Here is a 6,760-nt window from a genome sequence, read left to right as displayed (position 1 = left end):
GGTAGCGGAGCGTAGCCACGGAGGGCTCTCGCTCGTGCCGAGAAGGGCACAGCCATGAGCGCTCTGTCCACCCGGATCGATCTGGCGCTGCTGGGGGTTCGCGTCGATGCGCCGGTTCAGCGGCGCGCGGGGGCGGGGCCGAGCGATGACGGCCACGTGCTCATCGGCGGTGTCGGCGCGGCGATTCCGCTGCGCTCGGACAGCCCGTATCTGGTGCGGGACAACAGGTTGCTGCTGGACGGCGCCGATCTGGGGCTCGAGGTCGAGCCGGTGCGCAGGCCCGCCTTCTACGACCTGCGCACCGCCGACGGGGTCGGCTACGACAAGCTCGCCCGGCTGCACGGCAAGGACGTGCTTGCCACCACCGTGGTGCAGACCTGCATCCGGTACGGGGCGGAGCAACGTTGCCGGTTCTGCGCCATCGAGGCCTCGCTGGCCGCGGGCGACACCGTCGCGGTGAAGCGGCCGGAGCAGCTGGCCGAGGTCGCGGCGGCCGCGGTGCGGCTCGACGGGGTGCGGCAGATGGTGATGACCACCGGCACCTCGGCGGCCAAGGACCGCGGGGCGCGGCACCTGGCCCGCTGTGTGCGGGCGGTCAAGGCGGCGGTGCCCGAGCTGGCGATTCAGGTGCAGTGCGAGCCGCCGGGCGATCTGGCGACGCTCACCGAGCTGCGGGCGGCCGGGGCCGATGCCATCGGCATCCACGTGGAGTCGCTGGACGACGCGGTGCGCGCCCGCTGGATGCCGGGCAAGGCGACGGTGCCGCTGGCCGAGTACCGGGCCGCGTGGGCCGAGGCGGTGCGGGTCTTCGGCCGCAACCAGGTCTCGACGTATCTGCTGGTCGGGCTGGGTGAGGATGCGGACGAGCTGGTCGAGGGGGCGGCCGAGCTCATCGAGCTCGGGGTGTACCCGTTCGTTGTGCCTTTCCGGCCGCTGGCGGGGACGCTCGCGGCCGAGGTGGACCGGGCGGCCGCGCCGCCGTCCGAGCTGGTGCGGGACGTGACCGTCCGGGTCGCCGCCCTGCTCGACGCCGCGGGGATGCGCGGGTCCGGGCAGAAGGCGGGCTGCGCCGCCTGCGGGGCGTGCAGTCTCCTGCAGAACGCGGGTGGGTGAGATGACCGCTCTCTCCGCACGCACAGCGGGCCCCGCGGCCGGGAGCGCCGGGCCCAACCCTGCCGCACAATCCAGCCGAGCCGCGGAACGCGATGCGATGTACCGGGCCATGAGCTGGAGTGACCTGCTCAACGGCCCGCACCGGGGCCGACCGCCCGACTTCAGCGTGCTCACCGGCCCCGCACCCGATCCCTTCCTCATCCAGCCCGCCGACGGGGCCGATCTCCGCGCCTATCGAGACCTGCGCCGCGAAGCCTTCGTCCACGACCAGGGCCTGTTCACGGAGACGGACCGCGACGACCGCGACGACGACGCCCGCACTGTCGTGCTGGTGGCCAAGGCCGCGGACGGCACCGTCCTCGGCGGTGTCCGCCTCGCCCCCGCCACCGACCCCGACATCGGCTGGTGGACCGGCAGCCGCCTGGTCGTCCGGCCCGACCTGCGCACCGGGGGCGTCGGCGCCGCCCTGGTCGCTGCCGCCTGCGCGCACGCCGAGACCGCGGACGTCCTCCGCTTCGAGGCGACCGTCCAGGCCGCCCACGCGAAACTCTTCGCCCGCCTCGGCTGGGAACGCCTCGGCACCACCGCGATCAACGGCCGCCCGCACGTCGCCGTGCGCTGGCCCATCGACCGCGTCGAACGGCTGACCAACTCGACGAAGGCGCTGCTCGCCGAGGTGCTGACCCCGCTGGACCACGCGGAGAACCTCGGCGGCGCCGGCTTCCGCGGCGACGACGGCGCCCCGGTACCCGGCAGCGACCTGATCGCCGCCTGCGACGCCATCCTGCCGTCCATGGCCGAGCGCGACCCGGAGTGGGCGGGCTGGTGCGCGGTCCTGGTCAACCTCAACGACCTGGCCGCCATGGGCGCCGAACCCGTCGGCCTGCTCGACGCCGTCGCCGCCCCGACCCGCGCCACCCTCACCGCGCTGATGCGCGGCCTCGCCGCCGCGGCGAGCGCGTGGGACGTGCCGGTGCTCGGCGGCCACACCCAGGTCGGCGTCCCGGCGGCGCTCGCGGTGACGGCGCTCGGCCGCGCCGCGAGACCGGTGCCGGGCGGCGGCGGCAGGCCCGGCCACGAACTCCGGCTCACCGCCGACACCGAGGGCGGCTGGCGTCCGGGATACCACGGCAGACAGTGGGATTCGACCTCCCGGCGCAGCGGTGCCGAGCTGCGCGCGCTGAACCGGGTGGTCGCCTGGGCGGCCCCGGCCGCGGCGAAGGATGTCAGCATGGCGGGCATCGCGGGCACCACCGGCATGCTCGCCGAGGCGAGCGGGCTCGGCGCGGAGCTGGACGTCGCCCGCATCCCCCGCCCGGAGACGGCCGCGCTCGGCGCCTGGCTCACCTGCTTCCCCGGCTTCGCCGTGCTCACCGCCGACCGGCCGGGCACCCCCGCCCCCGCCACCGGCCCCGCCCGCTCCGCCGTCTGCGGTCGGCTGGTCCCCGGCGCCGGGGTGCGGCTGCGCTGGCCGGACGGCGCGACGACTACGGCGGTGCCCGGCACCGTCACTGGATTGGGAGAATCATGACCGACACCACCATCGCCGTCGCGGCCGCCGAGTTCGGCCGCGACCTGGAGACCTGCTACCGCACCATCGCCGAACTCGCCGACGCGGCGCGGGAGCGCGGCAGCAGCCTGCTCGTGCTGCCCGAGGCCTGCCTCGGCGGCTACCTGCCCAGCCTGGGCGGCGGTGACGAGACTCCCGAGGCCAGGGAGCGCCGCCTTCGCAGCCTGCCGCCCGCGCTGGAGCTGGACGGCCCCGAGCTGCGCCGGATCGCCGAGATCGCGGGCGACCTGGTGATCACCCTCGGCTTCTGCGAGGCCGACGGCGACACCAGGTACAACGCCGCGGTGACGCTGCACGGCGACGGCGTGCTCGGCAGCTACCGCAAGGTGCACCAGCCGCTCGGCGAGAACCTCTGCTACAGCGCGGGTTCGGAGTACCGCGCCTTCGACACGCCGATCGGCCGGATGGGCATGCAGATCTGCTACGACAAGGCCTTCCCGGAGGCCGCGCGGGCGCTGGCGCTGGACGGCGCCGAGATCGTCACCTCGCTCTCCGCCTGGCCCACCTCGCGCACCGCGACGGTGGCGAACCTGGAGGACGACCGCTGGCTGCACCGCTTCGACATCTTCGACCGGGCCCGCGCGGTGGAGAACCAGCTGGTCTGGGTGGCCTCCAACCAGGCGGGCACCTTCGGCTCGCTGCGCTTCGTGTGCAGCGCCAAGATCGTCGGGCCCGGCGGCGAGGTGCTGGCCACCACCGGGGTGCACCCCGGGCTGGCGACCGCCACCCTCGACGTGGCCGAGGCGCTGGAGCGGGCCCGCGGCGGCGGTATGTACAACCTGCGCGACCGGCGGCCGGAGCTGTACCACAGCGTGGTGCGCGAGCACGGCGTCACCGGACGGCTGGCCGTCCATGTCTGAGCAGCTCGCCCCCACCCTCTGCCCGCCGCGGGTGCGGCACCACGACGTGATCGTGGTCGGCGCCGGCCAGGCCGGGCTCGCGGTGAGCTGGCACCTGACCCGCCGCGGCATCGACCACCTGCTGCTGGAGCGCGACACCATCGCGCACGAGTGGCGCGACGGCCGCTGGGACAACTTCACCCTGGTCACCCCGAACTGGCAGTGCGTACTGCCCGGCTACGCCTACGACGGCCCCGACCCGGACGGCTTCATGGCCCGCGACGAGGTGTACCGCTTCGTCCGCGGCTACGCCGACAGCTTCGGCGCACCGGTGCTCGAGCACGCCGGGGTGCACGCGATGACGCGCGCGCCGCGCGGCGGCTACGACCTGGAGACCGCGGCGGGCGGCTTCCACGCGAACCAGGTGGTGGTCGCGACCGGCGGCTACCACGTGCCGACGATTCCGCGCTTCGCCGAGCGGCTGCCCGCGGCGGTCACCCAGCTGCACTCCGCCGAGTACCGCAGCCCGGCGGCGCTGCCCGCGGGCGCGGTGCTGGTGGTCGGCACCGGGCAGTCCGGCGCGCAGATCGCCGAGGACCTGCACCTGGCCGGGCGCGAGGTGCACCTGGCGGTGGGCAACGCGCCCCGGGTCGCCCGCTTCTACCGGGGCCGCGACTGTGTGGCCTGGCTGCACGACATGGGGCACTACGACATCCCGATCGAGGATCAGCCCGGCGGCATCGGCAAGCGGGAGAACACCAATCACTACGTCACCGGGCGGGACGGCGGCCGCGATATCGACCTGCGCCGCTTCGCGCTGGAGGGCATGGCGCTCTACGGCAGGCTGATCGGGCTCGACCCGGACGGCACCGCCCGCTTCGACGCCTCGCTGGAGCGCTCCCTCGACGCCGCCGACGCGGTGGCCGACGGCATCAAGAACGCCATCGACGGCTATATCGACCGCGCGGGCATCGCCGCGCCGGTCGAGCCGCGCTACACCCCGGTGTGGCGGCCCGAGCACGAGCGCACCGCGCTCGACCTGCGCGCGGCCGGGATCTCGGCGGTGGTGTGGTCGGTCGGGTTCCGCACCGACTACCGCTGGCTGCGCGCGGGGGTCTTCGACGGCGAGGGGCACCCGTGCCACAACCGCGGCGTCACCACCTCGCCCGGGCTGTACTTCGTCGGGCTGCCCTGGCTGCACACCTGGGGGTCGGGGCGGTTCGCGGCGATCGCGCGGGACGCCGAGTACCTGGCCGAGCGGATCGCGGCGGCCGCCTCGGCCAGCGTCGCGGCCTGAGGGGCGGCCGTGCCGACCACCAGGATCGCCGCGCTCGCCGGGCATTTCGGCGCCGATATCGGCCGCGCGCTGGAGAAGCTCGACGGCATCGTCGAGCGGCTGCGCGAGCAGCGCGTCGAGTTGCTCGTGCTGCCCGACGCCACGCTCGGCGGCTACATCGGCGACCTGCGCAACCCCGACCCGGCGTCCGGCCCGGAGGCCATCGACCCGGACGGCCCCGAGCTGCGCCGAATCCGGGAGATGGCGCGGCACATGACGATCTGCGTCGGCTACGCCGAGCGCGACGGCGAGCGCAGGTACAACGCCGCGGTCTGCCTGACCGGGGACGGCATCCTCGGCAGGCACCGCAAGGTGCACCAGCCCGCGGGCGAGCACCTGGCCTACGCCCCCGGCGACGGCTTCCACGCCTTCGACACCCCCGTCGGGCGGATGGGGATGCTCATCGACTACGACAAGACCTTCCCGGAGGCCGCGCGCACGCTGGCGCTGGACGGCGCGCAGCTCATCGCGGCGCTCTCGGCCTGGCCCGCCAGCGTCACCGACCGCGCCTCCCGGCTGCCGAACGACCGCCAGGCCCGGCTCTTCGACCTCTACGACCAGGCACGGGCGGCGGAGAACCAGGTGGTGCTGGTGTCGTCGAATCAGACCGGGGTCACCGGAAACCTGCGCTTCCTCGGGCAGGCCAAGGTGGTCGGCCCCGGCGGTGACGTGCTGGCCAAGACCTGGTCCAAGGGCGGCCTCGCGGTGGCCGACATCGATGTGGCGGCCGAGGTGGAGCGGGCCCGCCGGGTGCTGCACCACCTGGCCGAGCGGCGGGTCGGCAGCTATCCGAACCTGCTCAGGGAGAAGGCATTCTGATGCGCGTCGCGCTGCTCACCTACTCGACCAAGCCGCGCGGCGGGGTCGTGCACACCCTGAACCTGGCCGAGGCGCTGGCCAACGCCGGGGCCGAGGTCACCGTGTGGACCCTCGGGCGCGGCGGCGACCAGGCGTTCTTCCGGCCGGTGCGGCCGGGGGTCCGGGTCGAGGTGGTGCCGTTCGCCGCGCGCGATGGCGAGGGGGTGGGGGCGCGGATCCTGCGCTCGATCGCGGTGCTGCGCGCGGCCTTCGACCCGGCCGGGTACGACGTGGTGCACGCCCAGGACTGCATTACCGCCAATGCTGTCGGGCGCTGCGTGCGCACCATCCACCACCTGGACACCTTCAGCACACCGGAGCTGGTGCGCTGCCACGAGCGCGCGGTGGTGCGGCCGTTCGCGCGGATCTGCGTCTCGCGCGCGGTGGCCGACGAGGTGCGGGCGGGCTGGGGGCTGACGCCGGCGGTGATCCCGAACGGGGTGGAGTACGAGCGCTTCGCCGCGGCGGTGCCGGATCGGCGGCTCGGGCGGTATGTGCTCGCCGTCGGCGGGATCGAGCCGCGCAAGGGGAGTATCGATCTGCTGGAGGCGTTCGCCCGCATGCCCGCTGGGCCGCGGCTGGTGTTCGCCGGGGGCGAGACGCTCTTCGACTACCGGGCGTACCGGGCCGAGTTCGACCGGCGGGCCGCGGAACTCGGGGTCGAGCCGCTGGTGCTCGGGCCGGTGCCGCACGACGAGCTGCCCGGGTTGGTGGCGGGGGCCGAGGTGCTCGGGTTCCTCTCCACCAGGGAGGGTTTCGGGCTGGCGGCCATGGAGGCGCTGGCGGCCGGGGTTCCGGTGGTCGCGCGGGAGCTGCCGGTGCTGCGCGAGGTGTTCGGTGCCGCCGTCACCTACGCGCGGGACGTCGCCGAGGCGGCGGTGCTGCTGGAGCAGGCGCGGGAGCCGTCGCCGGAGCGGCGGGAGGCGGGTCGCGCGCTGGCCCGGGGCTACGACTGGGCGGCTGCCGCCGCGGCGCACCTGGCGTTCTACCGCGAGCACGTGCCGGTGGGCACGAGGCCGCTGTAACCTGGATCACACAAACCCC

6 protein-coding genes are annotated in these 6,760 nt (G+C 74.8%); all 6 read left to right on the top strand.

Features of this window, described 5'->3' with window-relative positions:
• Positions 1-54: 54 nt before the first annotated feature.
• The 6 genes from NH2_RS26800 (at position 55) to NH2_RS26775 (ending at position 6,741) form a co-directional block, all read left to right on the top strand.
• Positions 55-1,113 (top strand): MSMEG_0568 family radical SAM protein, encoded by a 1,059-nt coding sequence (locus NH2_RS26800; RefSeq protein WP_067660349.1) that lies wholly within the window; start codon positions 55-57, stop codon positions 1,111-1,113.
• Positions 1,114-1,222: 109 nt separating this feature from the next.
• Entirely contained in the window at positions 1,223-2,644 is a 1,422-nt protein-coding gene (locus NH2_RS26795) for an MSMEG_0567/sll0787 family protein (RefSeq protein ID WP_067660382.1), read from the top strand.
• Complete coding sequence (locus NH2_RS26790) at positions 2,641-3,543, top strand: carbon-nitrogen hydrolase family protein (protein ID WP_067660346.1); 903 nt, start codon at positions 2,641-2,643, stop codon at positions 3,541-3,543. Before NH2_RS26795 ends, NH2_RS26790 begins: the two co-directional genes overlap by 4 nt.
• A complete protein-coding gene (locus NH2_RS26785) occupies positions 3,536-4,819 on the top strand; it encodes an MSMEG_0569 family flavin-dependent oxidoreductase (protein WP_067660343.1) in 1,284 nt (427 codons plus the stop codon). The genes NH2_RS26790 and NH2_RS26785 overlap by 8 nt, the downstream gene beginning before the upstream one ends.
• 9 nt (positions 4,820-4,828) lie before the next feature.
• Complete coding sequence (locus tag NH2_RS26780) at positions 4,829-5,677, top strand: carbon-nitrogen hydrolase family protein (protein WP_067660340.1); 849 nt, start codon at positions 4,829-4,831, stop codon at positions 5,675-5,677.
• Entirely contained in the window at positions 5,677-6,741 is a 1,065-nt protein-coding gene (locus NH2_RS26775) for an MSMEG_0565 family glycosyltransferase (RefSeq protein ID WP_067660337.1), read from the top strand. The genes NH2_RS26780 and NH2_RS26775 overlap by 1 nt, the downstream gene beginning before the upstream one ends.
• The last annotated feature ends 19 nt before the right edge of the window (positions 6,742-6,760 follow it).

This window comes from Nocardia harenae NBRC 108248 (genome assembly GCF_001612885.1).
Classification (GTDB): Bacteria; Actinomycetota; Actinomycetes; order Mycobacteriales; family Mycobacteriaceae; genus Nocardia; species Nocardia harenae.
Note: the sequence above shows the minus strand (reverse complement) of the source record. Positions and strands in the feature narration are given on the sequence as shown.